General features: G+C 67.6%; 14 protein-coding genes and 1 tRNA gene. 13 read left to right on the top strand and 2 right to left on the bottom strand.

Annotated features, from left to right (window positions below; genetic code table 11):
- Window positions 1-7 precede the first annotated feature (7 nt).
- On the bottom strand, window positions 8-922 hold the full coding sequence (locus AWC24_RS14365; protein ID WP_085086007.1) for an alpha/beta fold hydrolase: 915 nt from the start codon (window positions 920-922) through the stop codon (window positions 8-10).
- Between the two features lie 177 nt (window positions 923-1,099).
- On the opposite strand from AWC24_RS14365, the gene AWC24_RS14360 reads away from it, so the two are divergent.
- The 9 genes from AWC24_RS14360 to AWC24_RS14320 all read left to right on the top strand — a co-directional run bounded on the left by AWC24_RS14360 (window position 1,100) and on the right by AWC24_RS14320 (window position 10,688).
- A complete protein-coding gene (locus tag AWC24_RS14360) occupies window positions 1,100-2,074 on the top strand; it encodes an NADPH:quinone oxidoreductase family protein (protein ID WP_085086005.1) in 975 nt (324 codons plus the stop codon).
- A 93-nt stretch (window positions 2,075-2,167) separates the two neighbouring features.
- Window positions 2,168-2,899 (top strand): cutinase family protein, encoded by a 732-nt coding sequence (locus AWC24_RS14355; RefSeq protein ID WP_407663407.1) that lies wholly within the window; start codon window positions 2,168-2,170, stop codon window positions 2,897-2,899.
- A 117-nt stretch (window positions 2,900-3,016) separates the two neighbouring features.
- A complete protein-coding gene (locus tag AWC24_RS14350; RefSeq protein ID WP_085086003.1) occupies window positions 3,017-4,843 on the top strand; it encodes a flavin-containing monooxygenase in 1,827 nt (608 codons plus the stop codon).
- A complete protein-coding gene (locus AWC24_RS14345; RefSeq protein WP_163705309.1) occupies window positions 4,840-5,427 on the top strand; it encodes a TetR/AcrR family transcriptional regulator in 588 nt (195 codons plus the stop codon). Before AWC24_RS14350 ends, AWC24_RS14345 begins: the two co-directional genes overlap by 4 nt.
- Window positions 5,424-6,830, top strand: coding sequence for a TIGR00366 family protein (locus tag AWC24_RS14340; RefSeq protein WP_085085998.1), 1,407 nt, complete (start codon window positions 5,424-5,426; stop codon window positions 6,828-6,830). The genes AWC24_RS14345 and AWC24_RS14340 overlap by 4 nt, the downstream gene beginning before the upstream one ends.
- Before the next feature lie 10 nt (window positions 6,831-6,840).
- On the top strand, window positions 6,841-7,608 hold the full coding sequence (locus AWC24_RS14335; RefSeq protein ID WP_085085996.1) for a hypothetical protein: 768 nt from the start codon (window positions 6,841-6,843) through the stop codon (window positions 7,606-7,608).
- A 185-nt stretch (window positions 7,609-7,793) separates the two neighbouring features.
- A complete protein-coding gene (locus AWC24_RS14330) occupies window positions 7,794-9,164 on the top strand; it encodes a flavin-containing monooxygenase (RefSeq protein WP_085085994.1) in 1,371 nt (456 codons plus the stop codon).
- Window positions 9,154-9,783 carry a TetR/AcrR family transcriptional regulator gene (locus AWC24_RS14325; protein ID WP_085085992.1) on the top strand — a complete coding sequence of 210 codons (630 nt, stop codon included), beginning with the start codon at window positions 9,154-9,156 and terminating at the stop codon, window positions 9,781-9,783. Before AWC24_RS14330 ends, AWC24_RS14325 begins: the two co-directional genes overlap by 11 nt.
- Window positions 9,780-10,688: an alpha/beta hydrolase gene (locus AWC24_RS14320; RefSeq protein ID WP_109560485.1), complete on the top strand. Its 909-nt coding sequence runs from the start codon at window positions 9,780-9,782 to the stop codon at window positions 10,686-10,688. The genes AWC24_RS14325 and AWC24_RS14320 overlap by 4 nt, the downstream gene beginning before the upstream one ends.
- Before the next feature lie 134 nt (window positions 10,689-10,822).
- Here the strand turns inward: AWC24_RS14320 and AWC24_RS14315 are convergent.
- Window positions 10,823-10,896: transfer RNA gene (locus AWC24_RS14315), tRNA-Met, on the bottom strand.
- Window positions 10,897-11,371: 475 nt separating this feature from the next.
- Between AWC24_RS14315 and AWC24_RS14310 the strand changes: the two genes are divergently transcribed.
- From AWC24_RS14310 to AWC24_RS14295, 4 genes are all read left to right on the top strand, one after another.
- Window positions 11,372-11,560, top strand: coding sequence for a hypothetical protein (locus AWC24_RS14310; RefSeq protein WP_407663439.1), 189 nt, complete (start codon window positions 11,372-11,374; stop codon window positions 11,558-11,560).
- Window positions 11,560-12,447, top strand: a complete 888-nt coding sequence (locus AWC24_RS14305) for an MlaE family ABC transporter permease (RefSeq protein ID WP_085085988.1) — start codon at window positions 11,560-11,562, stop codon at window positions 12,445-12,447. Before AWC24_RS14310 ends, AWC24_RS14305 begins: the two co-directional genes overlap by 1 nt.
- Window positions 12,448-12,450: 3 nt before the next feature.
- Window positions 12,451-13,311: an ABC transporter permease gene (locus AWC24_RS14300; RefSeq protein WP_407663406.1), complete on the top strand. Its 861-nt coding sequence runs from the start codon at window positions 12,451-12,453 to the stop codon at window positions 13,309-13,311.
- A 3-nt stretch (window positions 13,312-13,314) separates the two neighbouring features.
- Window positions 13,315-14,551 (top strand): MlaD family protein (locus AWC24_RS14295; RefSeq protein ID WP_109560484.1); only part of this gene is annotated, 1,237 nt, incomplete at its 3' end.

The raw sequence follows: 14,551 nt of genomic DNA, 5'->3' as shown, positions 1-14,551 counted from the left end.
AACCGCGCTAGGAGATGATTCCCTGATCGGCGGTCATGCCGGCCGCCGATCCGGTGACCAGTTCCACGAGCTCACGCAGCTCGCGATTCACCACGGTGGGGTGTTCGAGGATCGAGCAGTGTCCCCCACCGACCTCGACGAACCTGGCGAGATTGGGTGCGATATCGGCGATGCGCCGCGACGCCACCATGGGCAGCAGCCGGTCGCGGGTACTGCCGATGACCAGGGTCGGCACGGTCAGCCCGTCGAGGTTGAGGTAAGACGAGGGGCCAAGCGAGTCGACGAGGGTGCGCACCCAGTGACCGCGGCCGGCCGGCGGGGTGCGGGCGAACAGGTCGCAGATCAATGATGTGACCACGGGGTCGGCCTCACCGCCGACAGCGAGCATGTGCACGAATCGCCGGACCGCCAAGTTCGCCGGCCCGACGATCGGGACACTGCCGAACGTCAGCAGCGCCCGGCGCGCCGCCTGCACCCGCGCCCGCTGCAGCGGTGGTGCCACCGAGAACAAGTCGACTTCGGCGAGCAGGTTGCCGGTGGTGGTGTTGATCAGAGCTACCGCATCCGCGCGCTCTTCGACCCGGTGGCGATAGCGGTCCGACCAGGCGCTGATCGCGATGCCGCCCATCGAGTGCCCGGCGATCACGGCGCGCTCACCTGGAGCCAGCGTGGCCTCCAGCACCGAATCCAGATCGGATGCCAGGTGGGTCAGGGTGTATCCGCCGCGCTTGGGCACCCCGCTGCTGCCGTGACCGCGATGGTCATAGGCGATCACCCGGTAGTCGTTGGCCAGCTCGGCGATCTGGTTTCCCCAGACCCGGATGGCACAGGTGATGCCGTGGGCCAGCACGACCGGGTAGCCGTCGGCCGGGCCGAACACCTGGGTGTGCAGCTTGGTTCCGTCGGCGGCCCGAACCGCCATGGTGCGAGCGGGCGGTAACGCCGCCGGAAAGGTGCCGGCGCCCCGTCGCCGACCGGACCCCGAAGAACTCAGAGCACTCATCGCCACCTCATCAAAAGTGCGGCAACGCTGCCGCATCGCGAGTCTACGCCGAGGTGGTTTAAGTTTTTCCTCAGCCACTACATACGGAGGTCGCCCATGCGCGCGGTACAGATATCCCATCTCGACGGACCGACAGCCGCCCGGGTGGTCGATCTCGACGAGCCGTCCGGTGACGACATGGTCATCATCGACGTGCACGCCGCCGGGGTGGCATTCCCCGATGTGCTGCAGTCACGCGGGCTCTACCAGCACAAACCCGAGCTGCCGTTCGTGCCGGGCGGGGAGGCGGCCGGGGTGGTGCGCAGCGCCCCGGCGGGCGCCCATGTCCGCGCCGGCGATCGGGTGGCCGCGCTGACCATGCTCAACGGCGCGATGGCGCAGGTGATCGCGCTGCCCGCCGCCCAGGTGTTCAAGCTGCCGGACGTGGTGTCGTTCGAGGCCGGGGCCGGGCTGCTGTTCAACGACCTCACAGTGCTGTTCGCGCTGACCACCCGCGGCAAGCTGTCGGAGGGCGCGACGGTGCTGGTGCACGGCGCTGCCGGCGGCATCGGCACCTCGGCGCTGCGGCTGGCGGCTCCGCTGGGAGCGTCGCGGGTGATCGCCGTGGTGTCCACCGAGGCCAAGGCCGAGGTAGCCCAGGCCGCCGGCGCCACCGACACGGTGTTGGCCGAGGGATTCCGCGGTGCGGTGGCCGAGCTGACCGGCGGCAAGGGTGTCGATCTGGTCCTCGACCCGGTCGGTGGTGACCGATTCACCGACTCCCTGCGTTCGCTGGCGCCCGGCGGGAAGCTGCTGGTGGTGGGGTTCACCGGCGGTGAGATTCCCACGGTGAAGGTGAACCGGCTGCTGCTCAACAACATCGACGTGGTCGGCGTCGGCTGGGGCGCGTGGGTGATGTCGCATCCCGGCGAGCTGCAGCGGCAGTGGGACGTGCTGGAGCAGCTGTTGGCCTCGGGGACGGTGCCGGCGCCGCAACCGGAGGTGTTTGCCCTGGAGGACGCCGCTGATGCGCTGTCGGCGCTGGAGAACCGCACCGCGGCGGGCAAGGTCGTGCTGCGACTGCTGGGGTAGCGCCCGGCCGCCGATTCGCTGCTTCCCGCGGCCTGAACCTGGGTACCCGCATCGGGCAGGGATCCCAGACGACAGAAGCCAGCGGGGACAGTGATGGACACCAAGTTGAATCAGGCCGAGTGGCCACGTACTGCGGCACGCTGCTTCGGCGCGGTGCTGCTGACCATCGGGGCGATGCTGCTGTCTCCGGCAGCGACGGCATCAGCGCAGCCGTGCCCGGACGTGGAGGTGGTGTTCGCCCGCGGTACCGGTGAACCGCCCGGTGTCGGCGGCGTCGGGCAAGCGTTCGTCGACGCGTTACGCGCCGAAGCCGGCGGCAGATCGGTCGAGGTCTACCCGGTCAACTACGCCGCCAGCGGCGATTTCGGCGCGGGTATCGACTTCGCCCGAACCGTCGTCGACGGGATTCGCGACGAGGCCGACCACATTCAGGCGACCGCGGCGCGCTGCCCCGATACCAAGCTGGTGCTCGGCGGCTTCTCCCAGGGCGCCGTCGTCACCGGTTTCGTCACCTCGCCGTCGGTGCCCAAGGAGGTGCCGGCTGAGTTCCTGGGCTATGTGCCCTCGCCGATGCCGCCGGAGGTGGCCAACCACGTTGCCGCGGTGGCCCTGCTCGGTCTGCCGTCCGAAGACTTCCTTCGCGGCTACGGCGCACCGCCGGTCAAGATCGGCCCACTGTATGCGCCCAAGACCATCGAACTGTGCGCTCCCGAGGACACCATCTGCAACGGCGCACCCGGCGGGCCGCCGAACATCGCCCATGCCATGTACCCGGCGAACGGCATGGTGGGCCAGGCGGCGCGGTTCGCCGCGCAGCGTCTCTGACCTGACGGCGACTGCCGAAGGCGAGACCGCATACGTCGTGTCTGGCAAGATATCGCCTAGTCTGTTCACTGGACACTCTGTCCAGCGAAATGGCACGGGCGCGAGGAGCACGACGAGATGGCAGAGACGGTTGCCGCCGTGGGGTCCCAACCGGCACGGTACGACGCCGAGTGGGTACGGGCGAAGTACGCGCTGGAGCGCGACAAGCGGATGCGCCCCGATGCCGTCGACCAGTTCATCGAGGTCACCGCGGACTTCTCGCACTACGCCGACGACCCGTGGTCCGAACGCGTCGAACGCGAGCCGGTGTACGACCACGTCCAGGTGGCGATCATCGGCGCCGGCCTGGGCAGCCTGATCGCCGCCGCGCGACTGCACGAGGCCGGAATCGACGACATCCGGATGATCGACACCGCCGGGGACTTCGGCGGCACCTGGTACTGGAACCGCTACCCGGGCGTGCAGTGCGACGTCGAGTCCTACATCTATCTGCCGCTGCTCGAGGAGCTGAACTACCTGCCCACCGAGCGCTACGCACACGGACCGGAGATCCGTGCGCACCTGCAGAACATCGCCACGCACTACGGCCTGTACGAGAACGCGTTGCTGGGCACCACCGTCACCGGCCTGCGCTGGGATGAGACGTCGAAGCGCTGGCAGGTCAGCACCGATCGCGGCGACGCGTTCACCGCGACCCTGGTCGCCGTCTCCCCCGGGTCGCTGACCCGGCCGAAGCTGCCGGGTATCGCCGGCATCAACGAGTTTCGCGGGCACACCTTCCACACCAGCCGCTGGGACTTCGGCTACACCGGCGGTGACGAATCCGGCGGGCTGACCCGACTGGCCGACAAGCGCGTCGGCGTCATCGGCACCGGTTCGACAGGGCTGCAGTGCATTCCGCACCTGGGCGAGTGGGCCCGGCAGCTCTACGTGTTCCAGCGGACCCCGAGCACGGTCTCGGTGCGGGGCAACCGGCCCACCGATCCGCAGTGGGCAGCCGGCCTGAAGCCGGGGTGGCAGCGCGAGCGCATGGAGAACTTCACCCGGGTCACCTGCGGGGTGGAGATGGACCTCGACCTCACCGACGACGGCTGGACGCAGAAGGCCCTCGAACTGAGCGAGTCCGCGGTGATGCGGGAGACCCAGCGGCTGGGCCGGGCGATGACGCCCGAGGAGATCGGCGACTTCCTGTTCCACGCCGACTATGTGGCGATGGAGCGGCTGCGGGCACGGATCGACGCAACCGTGCGCGACCGCAAGACCGCCGAGTCGCTCAAACCCTGGTACCGGCTGAACTGCAAACGTCCCGGCTACCACGACCAGTACCTCGATACGTTCAACCGGGACAACGTCACGTTGGTCGACACCGACGGGCGCGGCGTCGAGCGGTTCACCGAAACCGCCGTCGTCGTCGACGGGGTCGAATACGAACTCGACGCACTGGTGTTCGCGACCGGCTTCGAGGTGGGCACCGAGTTCACCCGCCGACTCGGTTTCGAGATCGTTGGCCGTGACGACGTGCGGCTGAGCGACAAGTGGGCCAAGGGCATGCGGACGCTGCACGGCCTGCAGACCCACGGCTTCCCCAACTGCTTCTTCCTCGGCTACACCCAGTCCGGGGTCTCCCCCAACTACACCCATACCGCCGAGGAACGCGCGCAGCATTTCGCCTACCTGATCAACACGTTCGTGCAGCGCGGCGCGAACACCATCGAGGCCACCCGGGCCGCCGAGGATCAGTGGCTGGCCGCGATGGATGCGGCCTCGGAGAAGCCCAAGGCCTTCTACGCCGAGTGCACACCGAGTTACCTCAGCTCCGAAGGCGACAAGGAGAATCCGCACGGCATGCTGTCGACGAACTTCGGCGGCAAGCCCGTCGAGTTCTTCGACATGTTGGCAAAATGGCGCTCGACCGGCCGGCTCGACGGGGTGGTGCTGCAATGACCACCACCACACCAAAACTCACGATGCGCGACCGGCACCGCATCATGACCCGCGACCACATCATGGCCGCCGCGCTGGAGGCCTTCGCCGAACGCGGCTATGTCGCGGTGACCATCGACGACATCGCACGCCGGGCCGGGATCGGACGCGCGACGTTCTACCTGCACTTCGACTCCAAGGCGGCGGTGCTGCGCGAGCTGCGCAACACCCGGATGACCGTATGGGCCCAGCAGGACGCACCGCGCGGCGGCAGATCGGGCCGGCCTTCGATCAGAGCATTCTTCGAGAAGGTGGTCGACTTCTACACCTCCGCCCCGCAGCTCTACACGGCACTGCACCAGGCGCGGGCGGCCGATCCGGAATTCGCCGCAGCCCACCGGGCCACCATGGAGGCCAACGTCACCGAGTGGATCGACGCCGACGCCATGCCCGGCGCCACCGAAGCGCAGCTGCGGCTGGCCATCGCGATGATGTACACCATGGTCGACTCCTTCATGCATCTGTGGTTGGTCGACGGTTGGCCGCTGGAGCGTGAAGCCGCCATCGAGGCGATGACCGACGCCCTGCACGCCACCATGCGATGACGACGAGCTCGGCGGACCGGGCCGAACGTCGGGGCGTCCTGCAATCGCTGACCGGGCTCAGCGTGCGCTACGTCGAGCGCCTGATGCCCGACCCGTACCTGTTCGCGGTGATCCTCACCCTGATCGTCGCCGGCCTGGTCGCGGTGCTGGTGCGGGGCGCGTCGGCCGGCGGAATGGTGACCGCCTGGTACAGCGGCGTGTGGGGTTCGGAGAACATCTTCACGTTCGCCTTCCAGATGGTGCTGATCCTGGTGACCGGCTACACGCTGGCCGAGGCGCCGGTGCTCAAGCGGGCCATCGTGCGCGTCGCGGCAACACCGCGCAGCCAGACCCGGGGCGCGCTGCTGTGTTTCACCGTCAGTGCCGTGCTGTCCCTGCTGAACTGGGGTCTCGGCCTGGTGGCGGGCGCACTGGTCGCCCGCCAGGTCGCGAGACGGTTCCCCGACTCGCATTTCGGCTACCTGATCGCCGCGGCGTTTATGGGTTTCATCGTCTGGACGCAGGGGCTGTCGTCGTCGATCGCGCTGGCCAACACCGATGCCGGCAGTCCGATCAACGTGATCCACAAGATCACCGGGTTCACCGTGCCGTTGCGCCAGACCATCTTCCAGCCCTACAGCTGGTTGTCGGTGCTGATCGTGCTGGCGGTGCTCGCCCTCGCGGTGTGGCGGATGGAGCCTTCGGTGGGGCTTGCGCCGGACGCCGCGGTATTCGACGACGAAGATCCGCCCGTAGCGCCGCAGACCGGCAAGACCTTCGCCGACTGGCTGGAGAACCAGTGGCTCCTCAACGTGCTCGTGTTCGCCGCGGGGATGACGTATTTCGTGCTGAGTGGTTTCACGCTCAATATGGCCTCGATGATCATGCTGTTCACCATCACCGCCGCCCTGCTGCACGGCACGCCGATCCGCTTCATCCGGGCGTTCACCGGTGCCGCCAAGGTCTCCGGCCCGCTGCTGCTGCAGTACCCGCTCTACGGCGGGCTGATCGGCCTGCTGGCGTATCAAGGCGCCGAGGGCTCCACGCCGCTGCAGACCGTGCTGGCCCAGATGCTGGTGAACGGCGCCACGCAGTACACGCTGCCGTTCCTGACGTTCCTGGGTTCGGTGATCATCAGCCTGTTCGTGCCCTCCGGCGGCGGGCACTGGGCGGTGCAGGGCCCGATCGCGGTCGACTCCGCGCTGGCGATCGGCCAGCACTCATCCGCCTATCTCGGGTTGATCTCCATGGCGGTCGCCGTCGGCGAAGGCGTGGCGAACATGATCCAGCCGTTCTGGCTGCTGCCGCTGCTGGCCATCGCGAAACTCAATGTGCGTCAGGTCATGGGGTTTACGGTGGTGGCGTTCGTCCTCGGGTTGGCGGTGATGGGGGCGATGACCTTGATCGCGCCGTGGGTGCTGTGAGGAGGCCCGAATGGGAAGTGGGCAATCGGCGATTCGCGCACTGGCATCGGTCACGGCGGTGGTGACGATGCTCGGGCTGGCTACGGCTTGCGACTCGAGCACCTCCGACGGCCCGGAGTCGGCGACCACGGCGACCTCGGCAAGCTCGGCGACAGTGCGGGCCACACCGCTGACCGGCTTCATCGAACCTGACGACGGGACTCGCGGAACCGTCACCTACCAGGCGGAACTTCCCCAGCTGCGCGGCGGGGACGCCGCGGTGCGCGAGATGTTCAATACCGAGATGCGCGCGGCCCTCGACCGTTACCTGCAACCCGCCGATGACGACACGCCGGTTACGGTCGCGCCCGGAATCCTGGCCCGGGACCACCGAAGCGAGGTCTCCCACATCGGCACCGGCGCGGTCGCCGGGGTGCTGGTTCTCAACATCTATCCAGACCGCGCCGCGCATCCGTACAACGTGGTCGCCACGGCGGTGATCGACGCCCACGCCGCCAGGCCGCTCGCCCTGACCGATCTGTTCACCGATCCGGCCGCCGGCCTGACCGCGGTGGTCGACGGATTGAAGGTCGAGATCGCCGACGATGAGTTGCTCGCCGGCCAGACACCGCCGCAGCCGGTCGCCGATCAGCTGGCCGACTGGGTGCCTGCCGCCGACGGGCTGGTGATCTACCTGCCGGTCGCCCACGTGCTCGGCGACTACTACCCGGTCACGGTGGGCTGGGATGTTCTCGCCGGTGTACTCAAGCCGGGGATGCGAGAAACGCTGACGGCGTAACGCAAGCGCATCCACCGAAACCTCTGCAAGGGCCCCGGTCGCGAAGCAGCACACGGCGATGATGACACCGGAATGACCGGCAGCGTAGACCGGATCACCGCCGCCCCGCCCGCTCGGAGTTTTTTGACAGCTGTCAGAAATTGAGTAATCTGTGTTGTGTCCTAGTTCACAGAACGGCGGGAATCATGGTTTCGTCTCCAACAGTGGCGATCATCGGTGCGGGCATCAGCGGTTTGACCACGGGCAAAAACCTCGCCGACGCCGGCATCGAGTACGACTGCTTCGACTCGTCCGACCGGATCGGCGGAAACTGGGCGTTCCGCAACCCGAACGGCCACTCCAGCGCTTATCGGTCGCTGCACATCGACACCTCACGCGAGTGCCTGTCGTTTCGCGACTTCCCGATGCGCGACGACCTCCCCGACTTCCCGCATCACTCCCTGATCAAGGGATACCTGGACGACTACGCCGACACGTTCGGCCTGTTGAAGCGCATCCAGTTCCAGAACGGGGTCAAGCACGCGCGACGTCTGCCCCCGGGGGGCTGGGAACTCGAGACCGCGGATGGACAGACCCGGCGGTACGACGCCCTGGTCGTCGCCAACGGGCACCACTGGGACCCGCGCACCCCCGACTTCCCCGGCGAGTTCACCGGCGAGAGCATCCACGCCCACCGCTACATCGACCCCACCGAACCGCTCGATCTGCGCGGCAAGCGCATCGTCGTCGTCGGCATCGGCAACTCGGCCGCCGACCTGGTTTCCGAGCTTTCCCAGAAGTCCTGGCGCAATACGGTTTATCTCTCCACCCGCTCGGGCGCCTGGGTGGTGCCCAAGTACATCTTCGGCAAGACCGCCGACCAGGTCGCGCGCTCGCTGCCGGTGATCCCGCTGTCCTGGCAGCGCCGGGCGATGCAGCCCTTCGCGCGGTTGATGTTCGGTGATCCGCAGAGCTACGGCCTGCCCAAACCCGACCACCGCTTTCTCGAGGCGCACCCCACCCAGTCCGCCGAACTCCTCATGCGGCTGGGATCGGGCGATGCGACCGCGAAGCCGAATATCGAACGCCTGGACGGCAGTTCGGTGAGATTCGTCGACGGTACGTCCGTCGACGCCGACGTCATCATCTATGCGACGGGATACAACATCACGTTCCCGTTCTTCGACCGCAGTTTCATCGAGGCCCCGGACAACCGACTGCCGCTGTACAAACGAATCCTCAAACCGGGCATCGACGACCTGCTGTTCATCGGATTCGCCCAGGCGGTGCCCACGCTGTTCCCGTTCGTGGAGTGCCAGGCCCGGTTGGCCGCGGCGTATCTGGCCGGCACCTACCGGCCCCCGTCCGAGGCCGAGATGACGCGCGTCATCGCCGCCGACGAACGCAAGTACGTCGGGCACTTCGCCGACAAACCGCGGCACACCCAGCAGGTGGACTACTGGGACTACGAGCGCGATATGCGCAAGCGTGAACTGCCCGCCGGGCGGCGCCGTGTCGAGAAGCTGGGACCGGTACAGCTGGCCGGTCGGGCCCGCGAGGCCGCCGGTGCCGCCTGAGACGACGCAGACGTCGCGACGCAACCCGCGCCGGCCGCAACCGCGCGGCGACCAGAGCAGGCAGCGGCTTCTGGAGGCTTTCGAGAAGCTGTTGCAGACCCAGTCGCTGGCCGAGATCAGCATCGCCGAGGTGGCCCGGTCGGCGGGTCTGAAACGGCCGGCGTTCTATTTCTACTTCGCCGGCAAGCATGAAGCCGTCACCGAACTGCTGAGCAACATCTTCCACGACGACGTCTTCACGATCGGGGGTGCCCTCGCGGGCGGCGGTGACCCGCGCGCCTCCGTCACCGACGCGATGATGCGGACCTTCGAGTCGTGGCGCACCCACCGGACGCTGTTCCGGGCGATGCTCGACGCCCGCGACTACGACCCCGAGGCACGGGCGATCTGGGACCAGTGGTTACGGCGCTACGAGGAGTTCGTCTGCGACTTCATCACCATCCAGCCCACCATCGACATTCCCGACGCCGCAGCACTCGCCCACTCGCTGATCTCGATGAACGAACGGGTCCTCGACCGCCATGTCCGGTCCGACGACGGCCCGGAAGCCGCTGGACCGCTTCGCGAAGCGATCATTCACGTCTGGCACACAGCGCTTTTCGGAGCGGCCGCACAGTGACATCGGCCCTGATGCAGATCCCGGTCGCCGGCGAGAACATCGCGGCGCGGCACTTCCCGGCGACGACGGACGCGTTGACCGGTCCCCCCGGCCGCCCCTGCGTCGTCATGGCCCACGGCCTCGGCGCGACCCAGGACTGCGGGTTGTTCGAGTTCGCTGCGGCGCTGGCCGCGGCGGGCACTGACGTCGTCACGTTCGACTACCGGCACTTCGCCGAATCATCCGGTCAGCCAAGGCAATTGATCGTCCCCGCTCGGCAGATCGCCGACTACCACGCGGTGGTCGACTACGCGCGGCGATTCGACGGCGTGGATGCGGCGCGGGTCGTGGCGTGGGGAGTGTCGCTGTCGGGCGGGCACGTCATCCGGGTCGCGGCGGAGGATCCGACGCTGGCCGGGGTCATCTCGCTGACGCCCGCGACCGACGGACTGCCCGTGGTGACCCACATGCTGCGGACGCTCGGGCCGCGACACATCATGCGAGTGATGGCTCGCGGCGCGCGTGACGTCATGGCGGCCCTGCTCGGCCGCCCGCCCGTGCTCATCCCGGTCGTGGCCGCACCCGGGGACGTGGCCGGCCTCAGCGCCGAGGGGGCCGTCGAGGGGATGGTCCGCATCGCCGGGCCGACCTGGCGCAACGAGTTCGCCGCACGACTGGTGATGGTGATGGGCTTATACCGGCCGGTTGCGAGCGCCGACCGGGTGCGCTGCCCGGCCCTGGTGCAGATCGGCGATCAAGACCGTATCGCCCCGCCCGCAGCGGCGACCGTGGCGGCGACGCGGATGCGGGCGGCGGTGCACCACTACCCTTGCGACCACTTCGACGTATATCCCGGCGCCGGTTGGCATGAGCGGGTCGTCAAGGATCAGGTTGCGTTCCTGCAGCGCATCCTCGCCCCCGGGTAGCGACCGCCGCTCGGATGGTCCACCGACCGAACTCACGTCGGTGTCGACCAGCTCGAAGATCGCCTCACCGGTCGCGTTCGGATCGCCGATGGGAAACGGCCCCCGGAATGTTCTCCGGGGGCCGATCTCACTAGTAGCGGGGACAGGATTCGAACCTGCGACCTCTGGGTTATGAGCCCAGCGAGCTACCGAGCTGCTCCACCCCGCGTCGGTGTCTACGAGGTTACCGAACGGGTGGCCGCGGCGCCAAATCGGCAGCATCCGGCGGCTGCCGCGCCGGGCCGCGACCCGGCGCCAACCAAGATCGTTGCGTAACTGAAATTAACTAATCCGGCCTCCGCGCCGAACTGGCCCGCTCGCCCCCAGCCCTGCACCGGCACCCGGGCCCGGGTTCGATGACGCATGGTATTCGCAGCTCACACGACTTTTTCATTATCAGTCACGTGCAGCAACGGACCGGCTGGTCGGCCCGATCTCCGCAGCGGCGGATTCCCCCACAACAGTCCAGGGTGGAACCAAAATTAACTTTTCTCTTGCCCGCCGCTTACTCGCTGTGCCATGCTGCACCCGCAGCACCAAGTGCGTCCTGCATCACACCCGCGCCGGCGGGGGCGGGACATCGAAAAAGTCGGGAGAGACGGATGTCTGGAATCGACGGCATAGGCCGACTGCTCAGTTACCGGATGAGCGTCGCAGAACTCATCGGCCTGGGCCTGATCGTCGGCACGCCCTACCTGATCGTGGGGCTGATCTGGTCGTTGACCCACACCGCCCACCTGCACGAGATGCAAGGCATCGACCTGGTGGTGTCCTTCCTCGGGTCGATCGTGTCGTGGCCGGTGCTGCTGTTCTCCAACGTCTGCATGCAGTGATGGCTGCACCGGAATCCTCGCGCCGGCTGATCCGAATCGCCGATGAACAACTGGCCGGCCGGCCGGGTCTGCGGACCGTGGTCGACTGGTTCCTGCAGTACCTGAAGAACCATCCCATCGCGTCGCTGGGCACCGGCGGCAGCCAGGTGGTGCTCGGCGTTCGGGCGATCCAGTACCTGTTCGTCGACCTGTTCACCGGGCGCTTCCTGGTCGGTGAATTCATCGATCAAACCGCCTTCGTGGCCGGCGCCGCGTTCCTGCCAACCGTTTTCGTCACCATCCCGGTGGGCGTGACCCTCTCGATCCAGTTCAGCGTGCTGGCCGGCCAGGTCGGCGCGTCTTCGCTCGCCGGTGCGGCCACCGGGCTGGTCATCATCCGCCAAGCCGCTCCCCTGGTCGCCGCGATGCTGCTTGCCGTCGCCGTCGGATCCGCGGTCTGCGCCGACCTGGGATCGCGGACCATGCGCGAGGAGATCCAGGCCATGGAGGTCATGGGCGTCTCGCCGGTGCGGCGCCTGGTGGTACCGCGACTGGCCGCCCTGATGACGGTCGGGGTGCTGCTCACCGGCATCACCTTTTTCGTCGGTTACGTGGCCGGCTACATCTTCAACGTGTTCCTGCAGAACGGGACCGCGGGCTCGTTCATCGCCACGTTCTCGTCATTCTCCGATGTCGGTGACATGTGGTTGGCGTTCGCCAAATCCATCGTCTTCGGGATCATCGTGGCGATCGTGAGCTGCCAGAAGGGCCTGGCCAGCCACGGCGGGCCGGCCGGCGTCGCCAACTCGGTGAATGCCGCAGTCGTCGAATCCATCCTGCTGCTGATGTTCGTCAACGTCTTGATGAGCCAGCTCTACGTGATCCTGTTTCCGAGGCAGGCATTGTAGAAGATGGTCATTCCCAGTGCTTTTCAGCTCCCCGGGCTACGCCCGATCGCCGGGTCGGCCCACGGAACCTTCCTGGCGGTGGCCCGCGCCGGGCATCTGGTGCACTTCTTCGGGCGCACCCTGACCGCCATACCGGCGATGCTGCGGCATTACCGGCGCGAGATGCTGCGGTTGCTCTCGGACATCGCCTGGGGCAACGGGTCGATCGTGGTGGGCGGCGGCACCATCGCCGTCGCGCTGGCGCTGGGGGCGATCGCCGGTGCGCTGGTCGCCGTCGAGGGCTATAACGTTTTGGACCTGCTCGGCCTGGGACCGGCCACCGGCCTGATCTCCTCGTTCGCCACCACCAGAGAACTCGCCCCGATCATGGTCGGAATGGCGTTCATCGCCCAGGCCGGCTGCCGGTTCACCGCCCAGCTCGGCGCGATGCGCATCAACGAGGAGATCGACTCGCTGGAAGCCATGGCGATCAACCCGATCCCGTTCCTGGTCACCACCCGGGCGGTCGCCTCGGTGATCGCAGTGGTTCCGCTGTTCCTGGTGGCGCTGGGCATCGCCTACCTGTCCTGCCAGTTCTCCGTCATCCTGATCTCCGGGCAATCCAACGGCTCTTACCTGCACTACTTCTCGCTGTTCGTCAACGGGCGCGACGTGCTGTACGCGACGTTCAAGGCCACCGTCTTCGTGTTCGTCTCGTCGACCATCCAGAGCTACTACGGGTTCGTCGCCTCGGGCGGCCCAGCCGGGGTCGGCGTCGCCGCCGGACGCGCCATGCGCACCAGCGTCACCGCCGTCGTCGTGGTGAACATGTTCATGACCATGGCGCTGTGGGGCGTCGAGACCGGCGCCAGGTTCGGGGGTTAGCCGATGCCGAACTCGTTCGACACCGACCCCCGCGGACCCTCCAACCTGCGGGTGTTCGCCCTCGGCGTGGTGTTCATCACCGTCGCCGTCGCGACCGCGACGTTGATGGTCGCCAAGTCCCAAGGACGGCTGGACAACCTGGTCCGGATCGACGTGCGGCTGTCCAACATCGGCGACGGCCTGCCGCCCCGGTCCGACGTGAAGTATCACGACCTGCTGGTCGGTTCGGTCGCCGACATCACCCCGTCCACGCACGGCCTGCCCAACGACGTTCACGTGGTGCTCAAACCCGAACATGCCGCCAAGATCCCCAACACCGTGACCGCCCGCGTCGTGCCGGCCAACCTGTTCGCGGTGTCGGCAATCCAGTTGGTCGACAACGGCGCCGGCTCAGACCACCTGCGTTCCGGCTCGGTCGTATTCGAGGACGAGTCACTGCCCACCGTGCTGTTCCAGAACGTGTTGAACAAGCTGCGGCAACTGGTCAGTCCGCTGGGCCGCAAGCCCGACGACACCACCGTCGGCGTGATCGCCGCCCTGGGCACGGCCACCCACGGGCGGGGCAAGGAGTTGACCGACACCGGCCACAATCTCAACGAGATCCTCGCGCAACTGAATTCCGTGGTCGCCACCGACGACACCGACCCGACCACCCTGTCGGCCCTGGCAGCAGCAGCCGAAGGCCTGCATCGCGTCTCCCCTGAGCTGTTCGACGCGCTGGACCGATCGATCCGGCCCATGACGACCATCGCCGAGAAGGGACCGCAGCTGTCCAGCCTGTTGACCGGCGGGCATGACACCGCGACCACCCTAGCCGCCGCGCTGGAGAACCAGGCCGATCGGATGATCACCATCACCACTGCGCTGACTCCGCCGATCGGGGTGATCGCAGATCATGGCGACGAATTCCATGGCGTCTCAACGAAACTGCAGAACCTCGCCAACCGGGTCTACGACGTCATCTGGGATCCGGACGACAACCTCCTGCGGGTCAAGGCGGCGATCGCGCTCACGCCCAGTCGCACCTACGTCCGCGTCGACTGTCCCCGCTACGGCGAGTTGGCCGGGCCGAGCTGCGCCACCGCCCCGGAGGTGCCCACCGCACCGGAGCTGTTTCCCGCGCTGGAATCCCAGGGCGTCTCCCCGCCCCCCGGGATGACGGAAAACCGCCCGAACATCACGCCGCCCCGGCACTCGATGCCCGGCGACCCGCAGGGGCTTGTCGTCCGGATCCCAGATG

The organism is Mycolicibacter senuensis (genome assembly GCF_002101885.1).
Lineage (GTDB): Bacteria > Actinomycetota > Actinomycetes > Mycobacteriales > Mycobacteriaceae > Mycobacterium > Mycobacterium senuense.
Note: the sequence above shows the minus strand (reverse complement) of the source record. Positions and strands in the feature narration are given on the sequence as shown.

Coding starts and splice junctions, on each gene's coding strand:
- AWC24_RS14365 (WP_085086007.1), bottom strand. CDS start 922: ATGGCGGTTCGGGCCGCCGACGGAACCAAGCTGCACACCCAGGTGTTC.
- AWC24_RS14360 (WP_085086005.1), top strand. CDS start 1,100: ATGCGCGCGGTACAGATATCCCATCTCGACGGACCGACAGCCGCCCGG.
- AWC24_RS14355 (WP_407663407.1), top strand. CDS start 2,168: ATGGACACCAAGTTGAATCAGGCCGAGTGGCCACGTACTGCGGCACGC.
- AWC24_RS14350 (WP_085086003.1), top strand. CDS start 3,017: ATGGCAGAGACGGTTGCCGCCGTGGGGTCCCAACCGGCACGGTACGAC.
- AWC24_RS14345 (WP_163705309.1), top strand. CDS start 4,840: ATGACCACCACCACACCAAAACTCACGATGCGCGACCGGCACCGCATC.
- AWC24_RS14340 (WP_085085998.1), top strand. CDS start 5,424: ATGACGACGAGCTCGGCGGACCGGGCCGAACGTCGGGGCGTCCTGCAA.
- AWC24_RS14335 (WP_085085996.1), top strand. CDS start 6,841: ATGGGAAGTGGGCAATCGGCGATTCGCGCACTGGCATCGGTCACGGCG.
- AWC24_RS14330 (WP_085085994.1), top strand. CDS start 7,794: ATGGTTTCGTCTCCAACAGTGGCGATCATCGGTGCGGGCATCAGCGGT.
- AWC24_RS14310 (WP_407663439.1), top strand. CDS start 11,372: ATGAGCGTCGCAGAACTCATCGGCCTGGGCCTGATCGTCGGCACGCCC.
- AWC24_RS14305 (WP_085085988.1), top strand. CDS start 11,560: ATGGCTGCACCGGAATCCTCGCGCCGGCTGATCCGAATCGCCGATGAA.
- AWC24_RS14300 (WP_407663406.1), top strand. CDS start 12,451: ATGGTCATTCCCAGTGCTTTTCAGCTCCCCGGGCTACGCCCGATCGCC.